At 32.2% G+C, this 23,138-nt stretch carries 28 protein-coding genes, 1 tRNA gene and 1 other annotated feature (1 of these 30 cut by a window edge); of the genes, 9 read left to right on the top strand and 20 right to left on the bottom strand.

Annotated elements, in window-relative coordinates; genetic code table 11:
- Positions 1-69 (bottom strand) — a binding site (T-box leader); it reaches 133 nt to the left of the window's first position.
- The 4 genes from HKO22_RS06765 to HKO22_RS06750 all read right to left on the bottom strand — a co-directional run bounded on the left by HKO22_RS06765 (position 57) and on the right by HKO22_RS06750 (position 4,044).
- The gene (locus HKO22_RS06765; RefSeq protein ID WP_169969450.1) at positions 57-848 is read right to left on the bottom strand and encodes a hypothetical protein; all 792 of its coding nucleotides are present in this window, start codon (positions 846-848) and stop codon (positions 57-59) included. It overlaps the preceding feature by 13 nt.
- A gap of 63 nt (positions 849-911) precedes the next feature.
- Entirely contained in the window at positions 912-1,904 is a 993-nt protein-coding gene (gene trpS, locus HKO22_RS06760; RefSeq protein WP_169969449.1) for a tryptophan--tRNA ligase, read from the bottom strand.
- Positions 1,897-2,757, bottom strand: coding sequence for a CPBP family intramembrane glutamic endopeptidase (locus HKO22_RS06755; protein ID WP_169969447.1), 861 nt, complete (start codon positions 2,755-2,757; stop codon positions 1,897-1,899). Before HKO22_RS06755 ends, trpS begins: the two co-directional genes overlap by 8 nt.
- A 3-nt stretch (positions 2,758-2,760) precedes the next feature.
- The gene (locus tag HKO22_RS06750; RefSeq protein WP_169969445.1) at positions 2,761-4,044 is read right to left on the bottom strand and encodes an amidohydrolase; all 1,284 of its coding nucleotides are present in this window, start codon (positions 4,042-4,044) and stop codon (positions 2,761-2,763) included.
- A 97-nt stretch (positions 4,045-4,141) separates the two neighbouring features.
- On the opposite strand from HKO22_RS06750, the gene HKO22_RS06745 reads away from it, so the two are divergent.
- The 5 genes from HKO22_RS06745 to HKO22_RS06725 all read left to right on the top strand — a co-directional run bounded on the left by HKO22_RS06745 (position 4,142) and on the right by HKO22_RS06725 (position 8,077).
- The gene (locus HKO22_RS06745; protein WP_075659388.1) at positions 4,142-4,789 is read left to right on the top strand and encodes a trimeric intracellular cation channel family protein; all 648 of its coding nucleotides are present in this window, start codon (positions 4,142-4,144) and stop codon (positions 4,787-4,789) included.
- Between the two features lie 9 nt (positions 4,790-4,798).
- Positions 4,799-5,107 carry an MTH1187 family thiamine-binding protein gene (locus HKO22_RS06740; protein ID WP_075659389.1) on the top strand — a complete coding sequence of 103 codons (309 nt, stop codon included), beginning with the start codon at positions 4,799-4,801 and terminating at the stop codon, positions 5,105-5,107.
- 432 nt (positions 5,108-5,539) lie between these two features.
- Positions 5,540-6,502 carry a P1 family peptidase gene (locus HKO22_RS06735; RefSeq protein ID WP_169969443.1) on the top strand — a complete coding sequence of 321 codons (963 nt, stop codon included), beginning with the start codon at positions 5,540-5,542 and terminating at the stop codon, positions 6,500-6,502.
- A gap of 41 nt (positions 6,503-6,543) precedes the next feature.
- On the top strand, positions 6,544-7,293 hold the full coding sequence (locus HKO22_RS06730; protein ID WP_169969441.1) for an ECF transporter S component: 750 nt from the start codon (positions 6,544-6,546) through the stop codon (positions 7,291-7,293).
- Position 7,294: 1 nt separating this feature from the next.
- Positions 7,295-8,077, top strand: a complete 783-nt coding sequence (locus tag HKO22_RS06725) for a type III pantothenate kinase (protein WP_169969439.1) — start codon at positions 7,295-7,297, stop codon at positions 8,075-8,077.
- Positions 8,078-8,088: 11 nt separating this feature from the next.
- Here HKO22_RS06725 and murI read toward each other — a convergent pair whose 3' ends face one another.
- The 3 genes from murI to HKO22_RS06710 form a co-directional block, all read right to left on the bottom strand.
- Positions 8,089-8,922, bottom strand: a complete 834-nt coding sequence (murI, locus tag HKO22_RS06720) for a glutamate racemase (RefSeq protein WP_169969437.1) — start codon at positions 8,920-8,922, stop codon at positions 8,089-8,091.
- Positions 8,923-9,047: 125 nt separating this feature from the next.
- Positions 9,048-9,123, bottom strand: a tRNA-Lys gene (locus tag HKO22_RS06715).
- Positions 9,124-9,212: 89 nt separating this feature from the next.
- Positions 9,213-9,890 (bottom strand): GntR family transcriptional regulator, encoded by a 678-nt coding sequence (locus tag HKO22_RS06710; RefSeq protein WP_235860779.1) that lies wholly within the window; start codon positions 9,888-9,890, stop codon positions 9,213-9,215.
- 164 nt (positions 9,891-10,054) lie between these two features.
- On the opposite strand from HKO22_RS06710, the gene HKO22_RS06705 reads away from it, so the two are divergent.
- The gene (locus tag HKO22_RS06705; RefSeq protein WP_169969435.1) at positions 10,055-10,693 is read left to right on the top strand and encodes a PepSY domain-containing protein; all 639 of its coding nucleotides are present in this window, start codon (positions 10,055-10,057) and stop codon (positions 10,691-10,693) included.
- Between the two features lie 80 nt (positions 10,694-10,773).
- Here HKO22_RS06705 and HKO22_RS06700 read toward each other — a convergent pair whose 3' ends face one another.
- The 8 genes from HKO22_RS06700 to trxB form a co-directional block, all read right to left on the bottom strand.
- Positions 10,774-11,076, bottom strand: coding sequence for a DUF3870 domain-containing protein (locus tag HKO22_RS06700; RefSeq protein WP_169969433.1), 303 nt, complete (start codon positions 11,074-11,076; stop codon positions 10,774-10,776).
- A gap of 1 nt (position 11,077) precedes the next feature.
- Positions 11,078-11,866 (bottom strand): serine hydrolase, encoded by a 789-nt coding sequence (locus tag HKO22_RS06695; protein WP_169969431.1) that lies wholly within the window; start codon positions 11,864-11,866, stop codon positions 11,078-11,080.
- Positions 11,867-11,891: 25 nt separating this feature from the next.
- Positions 11,892-13,073 carry a DUF819 family protein gene (locus HKO22_RS06690; protein WP_169969429.1) on the bottom strand — a complete coding sequence of 394 codons (1,182 nt, stop codon included), beginning with the start codon at positions 13,071-13,073 and terminating at the stop codon, positions 11,892-11,894.
- Between the two features lie 33 nt (positions 13,074-13,106).
- A complete protein-coding gene (locus HKO22_RS06685) occupies positions 13,107-14,201 on the bottom strand; it encodes a dipeptide epimerase (protein ID WP_075659399.1) in 1,095 nt (364 codons plus the stop codon).
- A 340-nt stretch (positions 14,202-14,541) separates the two neighbouring features.
- Entirely contained in the window at positions 14,542-15,717 is a 1,176-nt protein-coding gene (gene hydF / locus HKO22_RS06680) for a [FeFe] hydrogenase H-cluster maturation GTPase HydF (RefSeq protein ID WP_169969427.1), read from the bottom strand.
- Entirely contained in the window at positions 15,717-17,138 is a 1,422-nt protein-coding gene (hydG, locus tag HKO22_RS06675) for a [FeFe] hydrogenase H-cluster radical SAM maturase HydG (protein WP_169969425.1), read from the bottom strand. Before hydG ends, hydF begins: the two co-directional genes overlap by 1 nt.
- Before the next feature lie 18 nt (positions 17,139-17,156).
- Entirely contained in the window at positions 17,157-18,197 is a 1,041-nt protein-coding gene (hydE, locus tag HKO22_RS06670) for a [FeFe] hydrogenase H-cluster radical SAM maturase HydE (protein ID WP_169969423.1), read from the bottom strand.
- Between the two features lie 198 nt (positions 18,198-18,395).
- Positions 18,396-19,349, bottom strand: coding sequence for a thioredoxin-disulfide reductase (trxB, locus tag HKO22_RS06665; protein WP_169969421.1), 954 nt, complete (start codon positions 19,347-19,349; stop codon positions 18,396-18,398).
- 68 nt (positions 19,350-19,417) lie between these two features.
- Between trxB and HKO22_RS06660 the strand changes: the two genes are divergently transcribed.
- Positions 19,418-20,320, top strand: a complete 903-nt coding sequence (locus tag HKO22_RS06660) for a DUF2207 family protein (protein WP_169969419.1) — start codon at positions 19,418-19,420, stop codon at positions 20,318-20,320.
- Positions 20,321-20,406: 86 nt separating this feature from the next.
- Here the strand turns inward: HKO22_RS06660 and HKO22_RS06655 are convergent, their stop codons facing one another.
- The 5 genes from HKO22_RS06655 to HKO22_RS06635 form a co-directional block, all read right to left on the bottom strand.
- Entirely contained in the window at positions 20,407-20,541 is a 135-nt protein-coding gene (locus HKO22_RS06655) for a YvrJ family protein (protein ID WP_407947281.1), read from the bottom strand.
- A gap of 14 nt (positions 20,542-20,555) precedes the next feature.
- Positions 20,556-20,771, bottom strand: a complete 216-nt coding sequence (locus HKO22_RS06650) for a DUF2922 family protein (RefSeq protein ID WP_075659406.1) — start codon at positions 20,769-20,771, stop codon at positions 20,556-20,558.
- A gap of 28 nt (positions 20,772-20,799) precedes the next feature.
- Positions 20,800-21,024, bottom strand: a complete 225-nt coding sequence (locus tag HKO22_RS06645; protein ID WP_169969417.1) for a DUF1659 domain-containing protein — start codon at positions 21,022-21,024, stop codon at positions 20,800-20,802.
- 72 nt (positions 21,025-21,096) lie between these two features.
- Positions 21,097-21,573 (bottom strand): peptidoglycan recognition protein family protein, encoded by a 477-nt coding sequence (locus HKO22_RS06640; RefSeq protein ID WP_169969415.1) that lies wholly within the window; start codon positions 21,571-21,573, stop codon positions 21,097-21,099.
- Positions 21,574-21,616: 43 nt separating this feature from the next.
- A complete protein-coding gene (locus HKO22_RS06635; protein ID WP_075659408.1) occupies positions 21,617-22,201 on the bottom strand; it encodes a sigma-70 family RNA polymerase sigma factor in 585 nt (194 codons plus the stop codon).
- Positions 22,202-22,452: 251 nt separating this feature from the next.
- On the opposite strand from HKO22_RS06635, the gene HKO22_RS06630 reads away from it, so the two are divergent.
- Complete coding sequence (locus HKO22_RS06630) at positions 22,453-22,701, top strand: type II toxin-antitoxin system RelB/DinJ family antitoxin (RefSeq protein ID WP_075659409.1); 249 nt, start codon at positions 22,453-22,455, stop codon at positions 22,699-22,701.
- A complete protein-coding gene (locus HKO22_RS06625) occupies positions 22,698-23,075 on the top strand; it encodes a type II toxin-antitoxin system death-on-curing family toxin (RefSeq protein WP_169969413.1) in 378 nt (125 codons plus the stop codon). The genes HKO22_RS06630 and HKO22_RS06625 overlap by 4 nt, the downstream gene beginning before the upstream one ends.
- The last annotated feature ends 63 nt before the right edge of the window (positions 23,076-23,138 follow it).

Genomic DNA, 23,138 nt, shown 5'->3' with positions numbered 1-23,138 from the left:
AAAGACTTCTCACCAAATAGTCTCTCTCTAAATATAAATTTTTACAATCCTCTTTTTTATTGCTTGTTTTCTATTATCAAATTTTGTATAGGAGTGAGGTAACTTGTGCAATCATTGTCTTCTACAACTTCTACTTGCTTGAAAAATATGATTACCTTTTCGTACTTATCAATCCCGCCAATTTCTTCTCTTACATTTTGATGATCTTCTGGCTCTGAAGAATTTATTCTCACCTTTAGTTCTTTGATTTCTTTTCCATTTTCATCTTCAAACCCTAAGATGTAAGTAGATTTCATTAAACTTTTAACATTGGAGTAGGTGTTAATATCTAAGACTAATTTGTCACCACTAAACCCCTTTGAGTTTATGACTGCTCCAATAATTGTCGCATCTTCTATCTTGTCAGCCTCTTCTGGTTCTTTGGATTCACTTCCAAAGCCAAAAGCTCTTGCTGCATTGTCATAATCTTTTTCAAGGTCACTTTTTACTGATGAAGATTCAAAAATAAAATCCTTGACCCTTAAAAAATCAGAAGCTTGGAAGGTAAGTTCAGTATCTGGATCCACCTTTGGATATAAGACCTTAGAATCGTCAGCTCCACCAATTATTCCTATTGCACTTGCTTGGTCTGCTTTTTGATTATTATCTTTTTCTCCATCTTTATCTTTGTCTGTCTTTTTATTTTTTGTGGTAAAAATAGCTGTCGGGCCATCTGCCCTGCCAATAATTTCTACTCCAGGGTTTTGCCTCTTAAATTCTGCTTCTAGCATTTTGTTTCGAATCTGTGGATAGGCAAAAATTCCTCCCACAATAAGGACTCCCAATAAGATTATAATTTTCTTCTTCATTGAGCACCTCCCAATTAATATAAAAGATACCACAAAAATCCTTTGAAATCAATAAAAATTCGATTATTTAGGGATAAAGCCAACCTTTTTATAAACTTTTCTTAGAGTTTTGTTGGCAAGGTAGGATGCCTTTTCTGCTCCTTCCTTGTAGACTGATTCAAGATAAGCCTTGTCATCTCTAATTTCTTTAAATCTCTCTCTAAGTGGTCTTAATCCTTCTACCACAACTTCGCCAAGGTCTTCTTTAAATTCTCTATATCCAATATTTTCATATTTCTTTACGATTTCTTCAGGACTCATGCCAGAAAAGGATGCGTGAATATTTATCAAATTTTTAAGTCCAGCTTGCTCGTCAGAATATCTAAATTCGCCAGAGGAATCTGTAACTGCTCTTTTTATTTTCTTTCTAGTGTCCTCTTCTGAATCTAAAATTAAAATAAAGGCGTCCTTATTTGAATCTGACTTAGACATTTTTGATGAGGGATCTTTAAGGGACATAATTCTAGCACCAACTTTTGGCGTCAAAATTTCTGGAATAGTAAAAGTTTCAGAATATCTTGAGTTAAATCTTTGTGCCAAATCTCTCGTAATCTCAATATGTTGCCTTTGATCTTCTCCCACTGGCACATAAGATGCTTGGTATAATAAAATATCTGCAGCCATAAGCACAGGATAATTCAAAAGACCTGCTTGCACATCAGTATATTTTTTTGCCTTGTCCTTAAATTGTGTCATCCTTTGAAGTTGTCCAAGCCCTGTCATTGTGTTTAATACCCAACCAAGTTCAGCATGAGCTGGCACATGAGATTGAATGTAAATTATGCTCTTTTTAGGATCAAGCCCTGCTGCAAGATAAAGTGCAAGAACATCTAGGGTATTTTCCCTAAGTTCCTTTGGCTCTTGTGCCACAGTTATTGCGTGCATATCAACTATACAGTATAAACAATTGTATTCATCTTGAAGCGCAATAAAATTTTTAAGTGCTCCAATATAATTTCCAATTGTTAAAGAACCAGAAGGTTGAATCCCAGAATAAACTATTTTTTTCTCATCCATTTTTAACTCCCTTTCTTTTTTCTAAATAAAATATAATAAAAATGCTTATGATTTCAATAAAAGTTACTACTATGCTGCCCTCTGGCCCATAGGTTTTGTCGTACAAGTTATAACTTAAAATTTTAAAATTAAGTAGGCTGTCAAAGCCACTAAAGCCACTTACATTTAAGCCGTAAATCATTGCCATGGAAAAGTTCCAGCCTGCGTGGGCTCCAGAGGTCACCATGATATTGTCTGTGTAAAATAATAATTTTGCAAAAAATATTCCCACTAATATTGTATTTAAGGTAGATAAAACTGTCACGCCCTCATTGCCAAGATGCAAAAGTCCAAAGAAAATTGATGGCAAAATTATTGCAATTTTCTTTCCAAATTTATCAAATAAGGCTCTTGTTAAAAGACCTCTCACCAAAACTTCTTCTGATGTTGATTGGATGAAAAAGGCTATGAAGTAGGCTAAGAAAAACAAGTTAAGATTTCCCAGATTCATGCCTTGGTAGCCAAGGACTCCCCTTCCTAAATCTACTAATACATAGATAGAAATTTGCAAAAATCCAAAAAATAAGCCAATAGCAATGTTTTTTGCAAGCTTATCTCTTTTGAAAAAGATGTAATCAAGCCTCTTCTTTAAAATAAATCTCACAAATAATATTGCTGCAAACAACTGACCCGTAGTTCCCATTAACATTACTAGGTTTGCATTCTTATAGTCGCTGTTAAAGTAGGTCTGTCTATAAAAAAATAATGACAGGGCAAGCATAATGCCAACAGTGAAGATGGCAATCATCACAATCAGAATCAAAAGCTTTAAAATAATTTTTAAAAAATTTTTTACCTTATTTTTTTCTTCCATAATTTATCTTCTTTTTATATCTTCCCATCTCTTATTTACAATTTCTCTAACCTTTTTTTCATCTACATTTACAAGCTCCCTATCTCGCATAATGAATTTTCCGTCACAAATTACTGACTCAACATCATGAGAGTTTGCTGAATAGACAAGGGCTGAGATGAGATTATTTCTCGGTGTGAAGGAATTTGATTCTAAATCAAAAATCGCAAGGTCGGCAAGGTAATCTTCCTTTATAAGTCCAAGCTTTTCAAAGCCAAGGGTCTCTGCCCCATTTACTGTTGCCATTTTTAAAATTTCAATTGCTGGAACAGCTTTTTCCTTCATGGTAACGGCTTTATTTACAATCCCACCAAGGTGCATTTCTTCTACAAAGTCTTGATTATTATTTGATGAATCACCATCAGTTCCCATTGCCAATTTCATATTATTTTTTAGCATCTTATCCACTGGCGTAAATCCACTTGCAAGTTTTAAATTTGATGATGGATTGTAAACTGGGTAAAATTTTTTATTTTTTACAAGTTCAATTTCTTCATCAGTTATGTGGACACAGTGGGCTGCAATTACTTGACTGTCCAAAAGTCCCAGCGTGTTTACATATTCAATTGGCGTCATTCCGTATTCTTTTTTTGAATTTTCTACTTCAGTTATTGTTTCCGACAAGTGAATGTGAATTAAACTGTCGTAATTTTCCCTTGCTCTTTTTGCAATTTCTTTTAAAAATTCTGTGGAACAAGTGTAAATTGCGTGAGGTGCAGGCACGACTTTTATTCTACCGCCACATTTGTTTTGATAGTTTTTGTAAAGGTCGTCAAATTCCTTTAACTTTTCTTCGCCCTTGCCATCCACATCTGTCATTCCACGAGTTAAAACTCCACGAATTCCAGATTCAATTGCCGCATCTCCAACTCTATCCATTTCATAATACATGTCGCAAAAAGTTGTAACCCCTGACTTTATATTTTCTATAATAGAAAGCATTGACGACCAATAGATGTCTTCTCTATTTAATTTTGCTTCAATGGGCCAAATTTTATTTTCAAGCCAGTCCATCAGCGCCAAGTCGTCGGCATAATTTCTAAAATAGCTCATGCCAAGATGAGTGTGTGCATTGACAAATCCAGGTGTCAAAAGTTTATCCTCGCCATTAATTATTTCATCTACATCTAAATTTAGATTTTCGCCGATTTTTTTTATTTTATTGCCTTCAATAAAAACATCTGCATTGTCTACTATTTTTTCCCCTTCTAGATCTAAATAGGAAATATTTTTTATTAATACGCTCATAATTCCTCCAATAGTATTATTATAACAAAGATTAAAAAAATTTTTTAATTTATTGAAATTTATGCCCTATAAAAATAAACTTTGATATAATAATTTCATGAATGGAAATTATTTAGAATTTAATGTGTTTTTCGACATCATTGGCACAATTGCCTTTGCAATTTCAGGTGCCATACTTGGATGCAAAAAGAAAATGGACATTCTTGGTGTAATCGTTTTGGGACTTGTTACGGCACTTGGAGGTGGATTTATTCGCGACCTTGTCCTTGGAATAACGCCGCCAAAGATGTTTCAAAACTCCACTAACGCTATTATATCCACCTTATTTTCAATCTTAGTTTTTATTTTTTATTTACAAAAATCTGGATTTAAAAACAAAAACTGGATTAAAATAATGAATAAATTTATGATTATTACAGATACCATTGGACTTGCCTCCTTTACCATAACGGGAATGGCTACGGCAATCTCCCTTGGCCACCATCAAAAATTTCTTTTGATTTTTGTAGGATCAATAACTGGCGTTGGTGGCGGAATGATTCGCGATGTATTAGCAGGGACTATTCCCTTTATCTTTCGTGAACAAATTTATGCCGGTGCCTGCATATTAGGTGCCACAGTTTTTTTAATAGCAAGGCATTTTTTAAGTTATCAAATTTCAATGATAATTTGTTTTTTCACAGTTTTAATATTTAGACTTTTAGCCGTGAAGAAAAATTGGAATTTGCCCAGAATAGTAGATTAGGAGGAAAAAATGGCAGTAGCAGAATTAACCCTTGTACCTATAGGAACAAATACCACATCTGTTAGTAAGTACATTGCAAATGCCCTTGATTCAATTGGTGAAATTAAAGGGCTTACTTATGAACTTAACCCAATGGGAACAGTTATATCTCATAGCGATCTATCAGTTCTTTATGATGTTATAAGAAGAATGCAAGAATCAGTTTTTGAAGCTGGAGCAAATAGAGTTTACTCTGTTATTAAAATTGACGACAGACGTGATAAAAATTATACCTTTAAAGATAAAGTAAAGTCTGTAAATGAAAAGAGAAGAAATTAGATTATGTACTTTAAAAAAGTGTTGGCAAAAGACCAACACTTTTCGGTTTTATATATTTCTTATTATAATTTTTACTTAGAATATCATTTTTCACGTATTTTTTTTACTAAAAAAATTATTATTAACACTATTACAATTATTTTTAATATTAAAAGAATAATTGGTATGTAGAAAATAAACAACTTAGAGTCCTCCTCTTGTTTCAGTCCATATTCTATTTCCATTTACATGTGCTCGTACCCACATAAGTAAGATATAATAAAATTTTTTTATCTAATTATAATTTTAATATATTAAAGTTTATTTTTCAAATAAAAAATTAATTATTAGTAAACTAAGAAGAGAACTCATATAAATAAAATCATTAATTTTTATAACTTCATTTCTATGTTAAAATATTTTATAATATTTATAATTTTTAGGAGGAAAAATATGTACGATGGATTTTTAACTGATGTCAAGGGAATAAAACTTGGCCACGCAGAAGATTATCATGCTCTTACTGGCACAAGCGTGGTCTTGTGTGAAGATGGTTTTACTGCAGGAGTAGATGTTCGTGGCGCTGGGCCAGGCACTCGTGAAACTGATCTTTTGCGTGCAGAAAATTTAGTGCAACAAGTTCACGCAGTTTTTTTAACTGGTGGCTCTGCCTACGGACTTGATGTTGGCGGCGGTATTATGAAATTTTTAGAAGAAAAAAATTGTGGCTTTGATGTTGGAGTAGGTGTCGTGCCCATAGTTCCCGGTGCAGTTTTATTTGATCTTGCAATAGGCGATGCAAAAGTCCGCCCTGACTTTAATATGGGTTATGTTGCAGCAAAAAAGGCAAGGGATAAAGATAAAACAATGGGCAACTTTGGTGCAGGTTGTGGTGCAAGCGTTGGAAAAATCTTAGGCAATGATTTTGTAATGAAATCGGGCATAGGTCAATCCTCTGTAAAAGTTGGCGAGCTTGTCGTATCCTCCATAGTCGCACTAAATGCCTTGGGAGATATTTTTGACTATGAAGTGGGAAAAAGAATTGGAGGAGTTTACGACAAAGAAAATAAAAAATTTTTAAACACAAATACTCTTTACGAAAGCAAATTTAAAGACTATAATCTATTTAGCCCAGCCAATACAACAATATCTGTAATTGCAACAAATGCAAAACTCACTAAAGCAAATTGTAATAAGATCTCACAAATGGCTCATGACGGCTATGCAAGGAGCATAAATCCAGTGCATACAATGAACGATGGAGATACTATTTTTACACTTTCTAATGGTGAAATCGAAGCAGATATAAATTTAGTTGGCATACTTGCTGCAAAAACTATTTCAAGATCTATTGCAAATGCAATTTATTCTGCAAAGGATGCAGGCGGGCTTGTAAGTTATAATAGCATCAAATGATGCGTGAAGGGTATCTTTTTGAACCCTATCTGGAGGTAAAAATGAATAAAAGTATTGAACGTAACAGAAAGCTAGTAATAGCTGCTATGCTCGGTGCAATAACTGTTGTGCTTAGTATGACACCACTTGGACTAATTCCCCTTGGCGTTATCAACGCAACGACTATGCACATACCAGTAATTATTGCAGCTATCGCAGAAGGACCTGTTGTTGGTGCACTTGTTGGACTTATCTTTGGAGTTTCTTCACTATTAAATGCAATTTTAAGAAATGCCAGTCCCGTTGCCTTTGTCTTCTACAATCCACTCATCTCAGTTGTACCTAGAGTTTTAATTGGGATAACTTCTTATTACAGTTACACTGCAATGAAAAAACTTGAAGACAAAAATTTGAGAACTCTTACAAAGGTTTTGTGGGGACTTGTTACCCTATTCTTGGCATATCTACTTTATAAAAATATTAAAACTGGTGGAACAACTCTTAACATTACTTTTGTAATAATACTACTTGTATTATGTCTAGGATTTTTAATCTATTCCTTTAAGTCAAGCGAAAGGGACTTTCCTATCGCCATAGGAGCCTTTGTAGGTTCAATGACTAACACAATTTTAGTGCTTGGCGGAATTTATTTAATCTATGCAAAAAAATATGTAGAAGCACTAAACATTCCAATGGAAAGTGCAAAATCAGCAATACTTGGAGTATCTGTAACATCAGGAATACCTGAAGCAATTCTATCTGTTATAATCACTACAGCAGTTATAAAAGCATTAAAATCAAGAAGGTGTTAATATGTTACTTGCAATTGATATAGATAATAAAAATACTGACTTTGGCATATTCGATGAAGATAAACTTGTTACGAAATTTTCCATAATGACTGACAAAAATAGATCTGCTGAAGAAATTAAACTAACTATTAAACTTATATTAATGGACAAAAAAATTGAATTATCTGATATAAAAGACATGATTCTTTCAACAGTAGTTCCTGAACTCAACTCAAACTACGAAAATATTTCCATGGACCTACTTGGCAAAAGTCCAATAGTTATTTCTGCCGGAGTAAAAACTGGCTTAAATATAAAATGTGAAAGTCCAAGAGAAGTTGGCACAGACAGAATTATAAAAGCAGTGGCTGCTACTAATATGTATAAAGAAAATATTATAATTATTTCTGCCTCATCAGTTACTACGATTGACTATATCAATTCAAAAAAAGAATTTCTCGGCGGACTAATTCTCCCAGGCATAAATCTTCTTCAAGAATCACTAGTTAAGGGCAGCGCAAAACTACCTCATGTAGAAATAAAACAACCCCAAGACATAATTGGCAAAAACACAGAAAAAGCCATCCAAAGAGGAATTTATTTTGGATATAAAAAGGCTGTGCTTGGAATAGTCGACGAAATTGTAAACAACTATTCCCTAAAAAAAGAAAACACAAAATTTTTAATCACAGGTTCCTTTGCCAGTCTATTAAAAAATGAAACTTATCTCTTTGAAGAAGATCAGACTCTTGGAATTGTTGGATTAAAAATAATTTATGACCTAAACAAAAAAAGGGCTTCCTAAAAAAGGGAAGCCTATTTTTTATACTTTTCTAAATCTTCAATTTTAACATGATGAAAACTAACATCGAAATCACTTAAATCTGCTATTTTATCCATTGTGAAGCGAAACTTGTCGACATCACCAGTAATATAGAAATCAATAGTCCTATTTTGAATTTCTTCCTTATCATTATCTATATTTAAAATATTAGTAGCATCTAAAACAGTTTTGTAAGCTGGGTCCACCACAAAAACCTCTCTGCCTTGCCTTTTAAAAATCCTATTAAAAGAATCTTCAACAATGGGATAATGAGTACAGCCAAGGATCATAGTATCAAAATCATAATCTCCAAACTCCCTTAAATAACTTTTAACAATTTCATCTATATGATCCTCTTCCAGCTCCCCTCTTTCAATAGCAAGGGTAAGATCTGGGCAGTAGACTGACTTTAGTTCAATAGATGGATCTATATTTTTTAAAACCCTATCATAAATTCCACTTTGTACACAAGACTTTGTAGCCACTAAAGCAACCTTTTTGTTCTTAGTCCTTTCAATAGCATTCACGCTTCCAGGTTCAACCACACCAATAATTGGATAATTATAAATAGAATTTGCCTCTTTAAGTCCATAACTTGTAGCAGTGTTGCAAGCGATGATAGAAAGATCCACGCCTAAATTTTCAAAGAAACCCATAACTTCAATCGTGTATTCTCTTATTTCCTCATCTTTTCTCGCACCATAGGGCATTCTCAAGGTATCGCCAAAAAAGGCAAAATTTTTATTTTTTATTTTATTCAAAGCAACTTTTAAAACAGAAAGACCACCTACGCCACTATCATAAAAGCCAATCAAATCTTTTTTCATTGAATCACCAACTCTTTTATTATAATACTATAAATGATGAAAAACAAAAATAATATAATAATTGCTAAAATATATAATTCTTCTTTAAAAAAAGTCTGTAAACATTGAATTTACAGACTTCTAAGTGGTGCACCTTTACGGACTCGAACCGTAGGCCCACTGATTAAGAGTCAGTTGCTCTACCAACTGAGCTAAAGGTGCAAAATTTACAATTCAACTATGGAATTTTTACATTGCCGATGCAACAGAAATAATTATAAATAAAAAAATTTACATTGTCAAGTGTTTTTTTAATTTCTAAACATTTTGTAATCTGCTTGTTCTTCAAACATGCAATATAAATTCTCAATAGTTTTTTCACTTGCCCTTTTCGCCTCAGCAGGCTTCTTTTCCTCTATTAGTTTATAAATTTTTTGTAAATTATCATAATGCTTTCTATAATTTTTATTTTCCTTAAATATGAAATTTCCAAATCTATAAAGTCGCTTGTTAATCATATTCATGACTTCAATTAAAACTTCATTGTTGAGAGAACTAACAAGTGCCATATTCCACTCGATAATTAATTTTTGAGCTAGCTCATCATCTTCATTGTCAATTGCAATTCTAAGATCCTCATTAACCTTTTGAAAATACTCAGTTTTTTCATTAAAACCCTTACTCGCAAGAAGTTCCACTGCAAGAGGTTCCAATGACTTTCTGACAATATAAAGATTTTTTGCCTCTTTTACAGAAATTTTAGAAACAATAAAAGACTTTCTCGGAAAACTTGTTACAAGGCCATCTTCCTCTAATTTTTTTAACGCTTCTCTAACTGGAGTCCTGCTGACACCAAGATTAGAAGCAATTTCCATTTCTATTAACTTATCCCCTGGAAGTAATATATTTTTTAAAATTTTTTCCTTTAAATTTCTATAGACCAAATTGCTAAGAGATTTTTTATTGTTTCGAAGATCCAAAAAATTCACTCTCCCATTCCTTAAAATGCTTTTCTTTATGTCGATATAACTTTTTTTAATTATATCACAAAAATGTATTTTTAAACTAAAATAATTATAAAATTTACAAAAAGTTTACTAATTTACTTATTGGGTAAAATAAAAATATTAACAATAGGAGGAAATTTAATAATATGAAAAAGAAATTTTTAGTTACAACTTTAGGACTTGCCTTACTGCTCATGTTATCAGCATGTTCTGGCGGAAAAAATAAAACTACAGGAGAAGCAAAAAATAACGCAGCAGTAAACACTAATAATAAATTAGAAAAAAATGAAAAAACAGAAAATGCTAACAAAAATAACACAAAAGCAGCTCCAAGCAATAGCAAAATGAAATCTCTTTCAGATGCAAAAATGACAAAAGAAGAAGCCTTTGACGAATTTAAAAAATTGCACGCTGACGCAAAAATCGAATCTCTAAAATTAAAAACTGAAGGTACAAATTTATATTATGAAATTGACGGATACGATGCAGAAAAAGAATACGAAGTTACAATTAATGCAGAAACTAAAGAAATCATTAAAGATGAATTTGAAGCAGAAAAGAAACAGGACAATGTATCTGACCTTCAAAAAAACCTATTATCATCAGTTGACGGATTAATAGAAAAATCAGTAGCAGAAGCAGGCGAAAGCTATATTGCAAAAGAGTATTCAGTTGATTACGACGACGGTAGATATGTAGTTGAAGTTGAAGTTGAAAAAGATGGCAATGATATTTCCTACAAATATGACATAGCATCTGGCGAATTAATTGAAAAAGATATGTAAAATAAAAAGAGGGGTCGCCCTCTTTTTTACTTTAAATAATAGGATGTAAAAACCCTCCACAAAAAGTAGAGGGCAATCCATTATTTTAACTTTTTATATCTCTGCAAGGCATCTTTATAAGCTGTAATTATTGCCTTAGTAGAAGACGCATTATATCTTTTTAAAATTTCATCCGTAATTAAATCTTCATCAGCAATATTTTTGCCAATGAAAATTCCCCTTATAAAATCACGAGTAAGTCTAAGAGTAGCATTACTGTCCATATTGACAATAACTCCATTTTCTTCTATTTCAAAAGCCATATAAAAAGTTCCATAAATCTTCGTAATGGCATTGTCTAAATTTGTCCTAGCTTCTCCTGTGAGATACAATGTGTTTTTCATTTTATACTCCAATACTATTATAAATTTTTAGAGAAATTTTACCAATTAATTCTTTTGCAAGAACATTGGATTTTGCTTGGTTTACCAAAACTACGAGAATATAATTTTTATTTTCTGTAAAAAATATACCTCCATCATTTTCCAAATTATCTAAATCTCCAGTCTTATTTGCAATTTTTAGATCTTCTTTTAGATACCTTTGTAGTCGATCTCTTTCCTGTTGTTTCAAAAGAATATCAATAGCAAGCTTAGACATGTCTTCACCTAAAAAATTTTTTTCATAAATACTTTTTAGGATTTTCAAAATATCATCTGAAGATGTATAATTATCAAGTCCTCTTTCTTTGGCATCTAAATCCATCATATTTCTTTGAAGTATTGTTTTTTTTAGTCCAAAATCTTTTGCAGTTCTGTTTATTTCGTCCATTCCAATTTTTCCAATCAAAATATTTGTGGCAAAGTTGTCGCTTATTATTATCATAAGCGTCAAAAGCTCTCTTATAGAAAATAAATGATCATAGGAAAGTTCCTTTAATATTCCAGATCCTTCTACTCTTTTTTCTTTTTCAAGTTTTATCTTTTCGTCAAGAGAAATTTCCCCTTCTTCAACCTTTTTCAAAAGAGTAAGCATTATCAAAAGTTTTATCATGCTTGCTGATTGCATTCTTTTATCTCCTTCAACAGAAAAACGCTCTCCATTATCCAAGTCACAAAAACTTATAGATACATTAAAAAAACTTTCATTTATAATATTTTTTACTTCATCTTTTAATTTATTATAGTTTATCATATCATTTCTTTCTTTTCTATTAAACTTAGCTTAAAAGCTTTAATATTTGTCCCATTCCTATCCCAAAGAAATTTCCAATTGCCGCTCCCAGTACTCCCATTAGTACTCCTATACCTGCATAAGATGCGTCATAAGCACTGGCAACTATTGGAGCTGATGCTGAACCGCCTATGTTTGCAAGTGACGCTGTGGATACCATACATAGATCCCAGTGGAAAATTTTTGAAAGTATATACATAAGTATTACGTGAATTGTTAGGATAAATAATCCGTACACTACCCACATTGGAGCAGAAATCAAATCTACAACTGATGCTGTTGATGCTAATAGTGATACTACTGCGTATAGATATACGTTTGATAATTCTTCTACTGCGGGCAATTTTCCTATTGGCGATAATGCACAAATAAGCCCTAATATTGTTACAAACAATGTTGTTATTGTCCCTTTGTCGAACATTGCTAACCCAATATTTGTAAAAGAATCTGATAATTTTTCTCCAACTAATTGAGATAGTGCTGATACCATTAGCGATAACCCTATTAAAAAAATCCAATCTGCTGAGTTAGCAGTTTTTCTGTCCTTTGATACTTCTTCTGCTGCTGCATCTGCTACTGCTTGTAATTTTGTTGTGTCTGCTTTTGTTGATTTATTCCACTTTGGTGCATATCTTACTGCAAGTAATAGTAATGCAATCCATAGTGAATAACATACTGTATCAAGTGCTAATGCACAAGAATAAGCTCCTGCATCTACTGGTAGTGCGGCTTGCATAGCTGCCATGTTTGCTGATCCTCCCACCCATGATGCAAATAATGCTGCTACTGCTGCCCATGTGTCCGTTCCCAATGTATGCTTAAATATTGGATATCCAACTACAAATCCTACAAATAGCGTTAGTGAACATCCTAAAAATATTGTTATCATTCTTCCGCCAAGTTTTGCTAATTTTCTAAAATCGCAACGAAGTAACATTACGAAAATCATTGCATAAAGTAAGTTGTTTTTTAATGCTGAGTATGCGTTGGAACATTCTTCTGATGCATATAGTCCAATTGTACAGAAAATCATATTTAATACGTAAATGAATACTAGTGGTGGAATTACGTTAAATATTTTCCATTTTGTGTATTTTTCTAATGCTAGTAATGATCCTGCAATGAACATTAGAAATGCTATATAAGTAAATCCATTAGTTATTACCATAATTTTCCCCCTTCAATTTTATTCTTAAACATTTTAAATATCTAAATACTTTATACCCTTTACAGATTTTATTCCTAGTCCAATGTCCTTTGAAACTGTGATTTCTTTTTCATTGAAAATTGCTCCGCCTTCTATTGGATCTTCCGAACAAAGCACTGGTCCATCCAAGTCTATCTTTGTTATTATCTGTTTTGCACATGCTAGATGAACCGCTGCATTCACTGATATTTTTGCTTCTAACATACATCCTATCATGCATTCTATTCCGCAAAGTTCTGCTATGCTAATTATTTTTAACGCATTGTAGAGTCCTCCGCACTTCATCAATTTTATGTTTATTAAATCTGCTGCCTTCATATTTAGTATTGTCATTGCGTCTTCTGGTGAAAATACGCTTTCATCTGCCAATACTGGCACTATTGAGTGATCTGTTACATATTTTAATCCTTCATAATCATGTGCCTTTACTGGTTGTTCTACTAATTCTATATCTAGTTGTTTTTCTTGCATTGAGTCTAAAATTCTAACTGCTTCTTTAGGCTTCCATGCTTGATTTGCATCAATTCTTATTCTAACATTTGGTCCAACTGCTTTTCTTATGGCTTCAAGTCTTTTTACATCAAGTGTTGAATCTATCCCCACTTTTACTTTTAAAGTATCATACTTCCTTTTTACTGCATCTATAGCATCTCTTGCCATTTCTTCGGGATCGTTTACAGAAATTGTTATGTCTGTTACTATTTTATTTCTTGATCCACCCATTAATTTATAAACTGGTATTTTATAAAGTTGTCCATATAAATCCCAAAGTGCCATGTCACAAGCTGCTTTTGCACTTGTGTTTTTTACTATGCATGAATTTAAATCTTTCATCAAATTTTCAAAATCATCTACATCTCTTCCAACTATTGCTTTTATTATGTGATCTTTAAAAGCACCAATAATTGAATCTTGTGTTTCGCCTGTTACTGCTCCTGTTGGAGGTGCTTCTCCATATCCTACTTCCCCAGTATCTGTATGTATCTCCACTATTATGTCTTCAACACTATTTACAGATCTTAGTGCTGTCTTAAAGGGTACTCGTAGTGGTACTGATAAAATCCCCAATTTTACTTTCGTTATTTTCATTTTTACCTCCTTCTAAATTTTCATCTTAAATTTAAAAAATTATACTTCTAAATAAAAAGACCCAGCAAAATAAAAGTTATTTATTTACTGGGTCTCAAATTGTTTCTTGAGCTACTGTAATAGCTCATGCAAAATGAAGCAGTTGTTATTTATTTGTGAAAACATTTTATAATATATAAAATATTTTGTCAATATATTATCGTGTTAAAGTTAAGAAAGCAAAAGTTTTTATTAAAAGCAAAATAAATAAAAATTTGCCAACAAAAAAACTCTGGCATTATAGCAGAGCCAGAGCAAAGATAAAACCACGGAACAATACATTACTTTAACTTTTCCTAAATCAATAATCTATTTTTTCAAGTATCCCCTTAAAATATGCAATGGCAATGCCATAATTTGTGATGGGAATACTTTTTTCTTTTGCAATTTTTATCCTATTTCTTATATTTTTCGCATTTAACATACAGCCGCCGCACTGAATAATCAAATCATAATCTGAAATATTTTCAGGGAAAGCCGATCCGCTACTTACATCAACTTTTAAATTTTCTCCAACTTTTTTACGAATCATATTTGGTATTTTTATCCTTCCAATATCTTCTTCTGCTGGAGCATGAGTGCAACATTCGGCGATTAAAATTTTTGAATTTTCATCTAAAGCTTTAAGGGCTTCTACTCCCCTTAAATACTCCTCAATGTCGCCCTTTAACTTTGCAAATAAAACTGAAAATGAAGTGAGTTTTACATCCTCAGGTTTCTTTTCATAAACTTCCAAGAAAACGGAAGAATCAGCAATGATTAAGTCCGGTTTTTTATTTAAAATTAAAAGTACATCGGGAAGTTCCTCTAGCTTTACCATCATTACAATTGCATTTCTGTCCAAAAGTTCACGAATTGATTGCACTTGTGGCAAAATCAATCTATTTTTTGGTGCTGCAATATCCTGAGGAATTACAAGTAGTACTAAATCTTTTTCCTTCACCCTTCCATCAAAAAGTTTTTCTTCTTTTTTTGGTTTGAATTTTAAAAGTTCTTCTAAAAATATATCAAAGCCAATTTTCGCAGTTGCAGAAACTTCCACCACGGGAAAACCCCTAAAATTTTCTCTAATTTTTTTAACTTCACCCTCACGCAAAATATCAATTTTATTTATCAATATAATAACGGGGGTGTCCTTAAATTTTTTTATCAGCTCTTTTTCCCTTGAATTATCGGTATCAGCCACTACCACAACTGCTATATCAGTCTTTAAAATTACCTCTTCAGTCCTCTTTAGCCTTTTTTCTCCAAGCTCCGTTGTATCAGTTATGCCAGCTGTGTCCATTAAAAGACAAGGTCCTAAAGATTTTATTTCCATAGATTTGTACACAGGATCAGTTGTAGTTCCCTCTTTATTTGACACAATAGATATATCTCTATTTGCAAAGGCATTTATTACAGAACTCTTCCCCGCATTTACTTTCCCAAAAAAACCAATGTGAATTCTATTTCCAGAATTAGTTTTGTTAAGCTCCATTAAAATCTAAAATCTCTCTTTCCCACAGTTTCCATTTCATTGATGTATTCTGTCGCCCTTTTCTTCACAACTTCATTGGGAATTTTTTTAAGCTCTTCCTCGATTAACTTCTCGCTAAGCCCTTTAGTCCTTTCATTTCCGTAATCTAGCATATATTCCTTTAAAGTCATAAGAGCATTAGGCTGACAACAATTTAAAATTTGACCTGACTTGCAAAGTTTCATAAATCTGTCGCCAGTCCTTCCCTCTCTATAACAAGCTGTACAAAAACTTGGAATGTAACCAAGTTCAATTAACCAGTCTATAACCTCCTCCAAAGTTCTATTGTCGGAAACATCAAATTGTTGTGAATTATCCTCTTCTTTTTCCTCTTCAACATAACCACCAACAGAAGTTTTTGAACCGCCAGAGATTTGACTTACCCCTAGTTGAAGCACACGCTCCCTTACCCTTTTTGACTCTCTTGTAGATATAATCATTCCAGTGTAGGGAACGGAAACCCTTATAAGTGCAACTATTTTTTCAAAAATATCATCGGAAAGTTGATTTTTAAATTCATGAGGGTCGATGTCGTCAGCTGGTTGTATCCTCGGCACAGAAATAGTATGAGGTCCCACTCCAAAAGTCGCTTCCAAATGTTCCGCATGCATTAAAAGTCCCACGAGTTCATATTTATAAGTTTCAAGCCCAAATAAAACTCCCATGCCAACATCGTCTATGCCAGCTTCCATAGCTCTATCCATTGCCTCAGTATGATAATCGTAATTGTGTTTAGGCCCCGTTGGGTGCAGCTCTTCGTAGGATTTTTTGTTGTAAGTTTCTTGGAACAAAATATAAGTTCCAATTCCAGCATCCTTAAGCTTCTTATAGTTTTCCACAGTAGTCGCTGCAATATTGACATTGACTCTTCTTATTTGACCATTTTTATGCTTAATAGAATAAATAGTTTTTATAGAATCTAAAACATATTCTATTGGATTGTTCACAGGGTCTTCTCCAAGTTCAATGGCAAGTCTTTTGTGTCCCATGTCTTGAAGAGCAATTACTTCTTTTCTTATCTCTTCTTGAGTTAATTTTTTTCTTCTAATATTTTTATTTTTTGAGTGGTAGGGACAATAAGTGCAACCATTTATGCAATAATTTGAAAGATAAAGTGGCGCAAAAAGTACAATTCTATTGCCATAATGGTCTTCCTTTATTTTCTTTGCCAATTTATAAATTTCATCTTGTATAGCATCATCTTCACTTAGAAGAAGGACAGCCGCCTCTCTATGACTTAACCCCTTTTCCTTTTTTGCCTTCTCTAGAATTTTTTCAAGCACCTCTCTATTGTTTTTGTTTTCTTCAGCAAAAGCAATAGTGTCCATAATCTCATCGTGATTAATAAATTCTTCTGCAACTCTTGAATCTACCTTATACATTTCTGCCTTCTTTCTTTTCTACCTATAATCTCCCCTTGAGGAAGAGATCCTATAACCAATCCTCTTTAATTTATCCTCTAAACCTTTAAAATCATCAAAGTTTTCAACTTGTGTCCCAATTTTATTATCATAAAGTTTATAATTTTTCCTGAGCTTTTCTGCACCTACATTTGGCATCAAGACATTTGCCCCTGCTAGTATTCCCTTTTCTCTTCCAAAATCATCAATGCTTCCAAGAGCAGTAGTAGCTGGCAAAAGCAATTTTTCATCTGAAATTCTAATAATAGCGAGCATTTTTAAAACATCGGAAATCTTTCCCCTCTCATAATTTCTAAAGGGAGTGTCCTGCTGTGGTATGAAAGGCCCAAGACCAACCATTTGAGGTTTTAACTTTAAAATAAAATTTAAGTCGTCATATAAATTTTCTAAAATTTGAAAGGGCGAACCAATCATCATTCCACAACCCGTTTGAAATCCCAGTTCCTTTAATTTAAAAATAGAGTTAATCCTATTTTCAAAACTCATGGACTTTGGATGCAGTTTTTCATAATGACTTTTAGAAAAAGTTTCGTGACGAAGAAGATACCTATCAGCACCCATGTCCTTGAGTTCTTCAAAATCGCAAAAATCTCTCTCTCCAAGGGAAAGAGTAATTGCAACATCTCCAAACCTGTCCTTGATTTCTCCAATAATTTTCTTTAGATAGCTAAGAGTATAAAAATCATCCTCGCCACCTTGCATGACAATGGTCTTAATGCCAAGAGAAACAGAATGCTGTGCCAAATTTAAAATTTCTTCCTTGGACAATCTAATTCTCGTAGCATTTTTATTTGCATTTCTAAGGCCACAATAAAAGCAATTATTTTTGCAATAAGTGCTTATCTCTATTAGACCTCTTATGTAGATTTCCCTGCCAAAGTTTTTTACTGCCAAATTTCTCGCAAAGGCGTAAAGCTCTTCTGCATCTTCATCCTTTAAATTCATCAAAAAAGAAAAATCATCAAAGGAAATATTTTTAGTTTTATAAAAGTTTTTGCAAATTTCTTGTATTTTTTCCATAATATCCTATCTTGGTTAAAAAGTTCACAATCTATTATAATACTTATAAAATTAATATCAAGTAAATAGCACAAATTTATTAAATTACATTTTTTTGATGTATTATAAAAAAATTTTTGAAATAAAAAATTAAAAAATAAAAATTGTAAAGCATTGCATAAAAAAAACATTGATTGAATTCAACCAATGTTTTTTCTATTATTTATTTTCTTTAAAACCTTCGTATAAGTTTCCTTCTTCTTCGTCAATGTATTTTTGAGCATTCATAGCGGCAACAGCACCGTCGCCCGCAGCATTTACAACTTGTCGAACGCTTTTCTCTCTAATGTCGCCTGCCGCAAAAACTCCCTTCACATTTGTCCTCATCTCATCGTCAGTCTTAATGTAGCCATCATCAGTGATTTCAAGCTTTCCCTTAAACATTTCAGTCTTAGGAATATATCCTATAAACACAAAAATTCCAAAGGGGTCATCAGACTTAATTGACCTTTCTTCACCAGTTTTAGTATCCTTTAAAATCATTTCCTCGACAATTTTGTCGCCCTTGATTTCCTTAACAGTTGAATTCCAAATAAAATCAATTTTATCATTATTAAATGCCTTTTCTTGAAGAGCCTTTGTCGCTCTAAGTTCATCCCTTCTGTGAATGATGTAAACTTTTTTTGCAAAATTAGCAATAAAAAGTGCCTCTTGAATAGCAGAGTCCCCTCCACCAACTACATAAACAGTTTCATCTTCATAAAAAGCAGCATCACAAGTAGAACAATAGCTTACACCACGTCCCTTGTATTCTTTTTCACCAGGTGCACCAATTTCTCGTGGAGAAGCACCTGTCGCAATAATAATTGCCTTCGCTTCATAAGTATCGATGTAACCCTTAATCTTTTTAACTTCGCCTTCTAACTCAATATCTACAACTTCATCCATGACAATTTTTGCACCAAACTTTTTAGCTTGGTCTGCCATTTTCTTTCCAAGTTCAACACCAGTAATAGAATCAATGCCGGGATAATTTTCCACATTAGTAGTTTCAGCTATTTGACCGCCTTCGATTCCCTTTTCTATAATTAAAGTTTTCTTTTTACTTCTCGCTGCATAAAGACCCGCAGATAAACCTGCTGGACCTCCGCCAATTATAATAATATCGTACATTATATCCCTCCATTACATTTATTATACCCAAAATATTTTTTTTGTATATAATATAAATAGGTGATTACATGGATTTTAAAATAAATTTATCAAGCACATACTTTTTACTAACAAATACCTTACTAATAATTTTATCCTTTATCATGAGCTATCTCCTCATGAAGAAAAAAGCCAAAGTCCCAGAAAACAAAAACATCGACTTAAAATTTTACGAGAAGGGCTACCTCTACAAAGGACCTAATTTTATTTACAACACAATTATCGCAATGATACTAAAAGCCTATGAAAATGGAAATTTAGAAATCGAAAAAAATTTTTACAAAAATAAAAAAAACGAAGAAAAAGTAGAATTTAAACTTAAAAATATAAACTTTCCTGCCCTTGATATTGCAGAAAAAAAACTTTTTGACATACTTATATCCTTTGGCAAGGATGAAATCTCAACGAGAACCCTCGACAAAGTAAGGAGAAGAGAACCAGACGATTACAACAAAAAATTTAACGACTTTATTTGCTTTTTAGAAGATGAAATGATTGCAAAAAAACTTTTTACAAGAGAAAAGAAAACCTTCAAAATTCTACTTTCCTTTGTCATCTTTTCCCTACTATTTTTCCTTGGAATTATCACAGTCTATAATAAAAACTTTTTTGGAATTGCAAGCATAATTCTATCACTATTTTTTTACGCAACATTAATAACGAGCTTTTCCAAAATGACTGAACTTGGCAATGAAAAATTTAGAGAACTAGAAAAAATAGAAAATAAACTCTTAAAATCCTGTGGAGATACAGAAGAAGAATTTCTCCTCGCAATATGCTTTGGACTAAAAAAAGAAAATATAAAAATAATTTATAAAAATTTTATAGCAAAAACCAAGGACGAAAACTGCTATAAAATATTTTTTGACCCCGACTTTTACAAAACCTTTAAAGTAGCACTAGTTGGCGACCATCTATTAATTAGAAACTAAATAAAAAAGCCTTATATTTGCACAAAAAAATAAGGCTTTCGCCTATGTAAAAATTTAATTAAATAAATCAATTAAATTAAATAGCATTACTTGCTAAACTTTTCAATAGCATTACTTAACTTCACAATAACTTCCCTTAGTTCCTCCATTTTTTTCTCTAACCTAACTAAAAGGTAACAAGAAATAGCAATGGGAAAACCAATATTTGAAATACTAGTCAATAGATCTTCCATAATTAAAGATCTCTTTCAGTTCTAGTAATCATAGTAGCACCATTGAAAGTTTTCACAAAACCTTGCTTGCCATTGATGAGATCATTATTAGTGATAACATCTCCAACCTTCTTTGCTTCCTCTCTTGTAACCTCAGCTTTAGGATTTAAAATAGAAAGATTGTAAGGATTGCCACCTTCATCAGCAAAAGCAATTCTTAGTGTATTTGTACTTTTCATTGACCTTCTCCTTTCTCAATAAATAAAATTATACTTGCTCTTCAAAAACTTCTTCAGTAACCTTAGAAGCAGAAGCAAATGCACCATCAACTAAATTGCCAATACCCTTAGATAAATCATAAAGAACCTCATTAGCAGCATCAGCATTAATATTTCTAATAGTAACACTTCTCTTCTTCATACTACCGTCATCATTAGTCTTAGTAGTAACAGTCTTTAACATTGCTTTCTTTTCACTAACTCCAACTGCCATTATTTTCACCTCCTACTATATATATAGAAAAAATAGTCAAAAGTTGCTATGACAAAAATAAAAAATTTTAAACTACAAACTTTCCTTGAATTCCCACCACTTTTTCCAATTATTATCACTCATAGAACGAGGACAAATCTTGTGGGAAGCATCAAAATGCCTTACCACTCTCGCCACAGGAATATTATAAAAAGCCATGAGAAACCTAATGACAATGCGTGCATTCTCAAGAGCTTTCTCATAATTGCCGTCACTATTCACGCAGATTTCCACACCAATGGAATTAGAATTAGTGATGCCGTACTTGCCATAGCCATCGCCACAATGCCACGAAGCATTAGTAGTCTCCACAGTTTCCACAATCCTCTTGTCGTCCACAAAATAATGAGCAGAGGCCTTTCTATTGCCACCATTAAAATACCTATAATGAGCCATGGCATCAGCACCAGCGTTGACATTACCAGTATCGTGCACCACAATATAGATAGGCTTTACCATGCCCCTTCTCTTAGAATAATTAAAACTAATAAGTCGCTTTTCAATTAACATAATTCACCTCCTAGAATATAATCCTAATAAAACTAAAATATCCCTACTTATAATAACAAGAAATAAAATTACGCATATTATTAATAGCATTTCTCTTGAGATTTATCACAGTCCATTTAGAAATACCTAGAAAATTTGCAATCTCAGAAAGACCAAATCCCTCGTAGAAAAAAAGCCTAACCACAGTCTCCTGCCTTGGAGTAAGAGAATCCATAGCTTTCTTCAAAATTCCAAGCCTCTCACCCTCCAAATAGTCGCCCTCAATATCCACACCAGCATCAATAGAATCGAAAATATTTAAACTCTCTTCCTCATCATATGTAACACCCTCGTGGACATCGCTATTCACCTTCAAAAGATATTTATAAGTGTCGAGATAATAATATCTGAGATAGGACTCTACATATCTTAAAAAAGATCTCTTGTTGTCAAAACTTTCGATGCAAGAAAGCACAATTGCCCTCCCATCAGAATAAAGATCCTCAAACTCATTAAACACTGGACAATACCTTTTAATAGAAGATCTAATTAGAGGATCGAGCATATCAAGAAGCTTCACCTTTGACCTCTCTTCACCCACAAGGGCAGACCTCAAAACTCTATTAAAATCTTTATAATCATTCATCATAGCTCCCTCCTATTTAATCTATGATGTAATTATAATTCTTTTCTTACACTTTGTCAAACGAATATTTAAACTTTTTTTTAATTTTCCCCGTTTTTTACTAAAAAAATTTTTGTTGGAATAGAGATAATAGAATAAAAAAATTTTTTCAAAAAGATAAAGACAGGTACATGCAAAGGATTTATGTTAATTAAATGTGTAAAATATTGAAAATAATGTGTAATACTTATATAATTACATTGAGAGGTGATGAAATGAGCAAAGTTAATTTAACAATAAGCATTGACGATAAAGATAAAGAGTCCTTTAACAAATTAGTTGCAGAAATTGGGATAAATACATCTTCGGCAATAAATATGTTTATAAAACAAGCTATAAGAGAACAAAGACTGCCCTTAAATTTATCGCTAAATGAGAAAGAGAAAAATTTTATAGACACAGAAAAAGTTTCTGAAAAAATTATGGATAAGTATGATTTTGCCTTTAAGGAATTAGCAAAATGAGGTATATAAGTGTAAAAGAAGTTATAAAAATCCAAGAAAAATTAATTAAAAGATATGGGGGTTCTTATGGCATTAGAGAAATGAATTTATTAAATTCATCAATAGAAAGTGTATTTCAAACCTTTGACGGAGAAGAATTATATCCAAACATATTAGATAAAATAATACAAATTTCTTATTCTCTTATAAAAAATCACTGTTTTATAGATGGAAATAAGAGAATTGGAATAATGATTTTATTGTATTTATTAGAAATAAATGAAGTAAAACATAACTTAACTAATGAAGATCTGATTGAGATAGGTTTGAAAGTTGCAAGTGGTGAAATGGACAAAACAAATTTTAAAAAGATTATTGAAGATAATATTAAGTAAAAATAAAATTATTAATTTTTACAAAAATGAAAAAAGTAAAAGAGCAAAATATGTAAAAAAAGA

The organism is Peptoniphilus faecalis (assembly GCF_012976305.1).
Lineage (GTDB): Bacteria > Bacillota > Clostridia > Tissierellales > Peptoniphilaceae > Peptoniphilus_A > Peptoniphilus_A faecalis.
This window is presented reverse-complemented; position numbering and strand designations above follow the sequence as displayed.